The following is a 331-nucleotide window of genomic DNA, read 5'->3' on the forward strand; positions in this document are numbered from 1 at the left end:
TAGATGGAACCGATCCTGCAAGCCTTTCCTTTGGTGAAGCAGAAGGACGCAGGCAAATTCATGACATCCAGAAATATCTGATTAACTATGTTCCTGGATTTGAGAACGCATACTTTACCAAAATGGCACCGTTTATCGGCATCAGGGAAACCCGAAGAATTGTTGGCAAATATGTGATGACGGCACAGGATGTTTTGGGCTGTGCAAGATTTGATGATTCGATTGCCGTGGCCAGTTACCCTTTAGATTTACATCATCCGCAGGGAGGTGGTTGTACTTTGGAATGGTGCGGCGACTGTTACGACATTCCATACCGGTCATTAATTCCTAG

At 45.3% G+C, this 331-nt stretch carries 1 protein-coding gene; it reads left to right on the top strand.

Features of this window, described 5'->3' with window-relative positions:
• The coding region (locus ON09_RS23920) for an FAD-dependent oxidoreductase (RefSeq protein WP_010603604.1) at positions 1 to 331 on the top strand (331 nt) is incomplete at both ends.

Source organism: Pedobacter agri PB92 (assembly GCF_000258495.1).
GTDB lineage: Bacteria > Bacteroidota > Bacteroidia > Sphingobacteriales > Sphingobacteriaceae > Pedobacter > Pedobacter agri.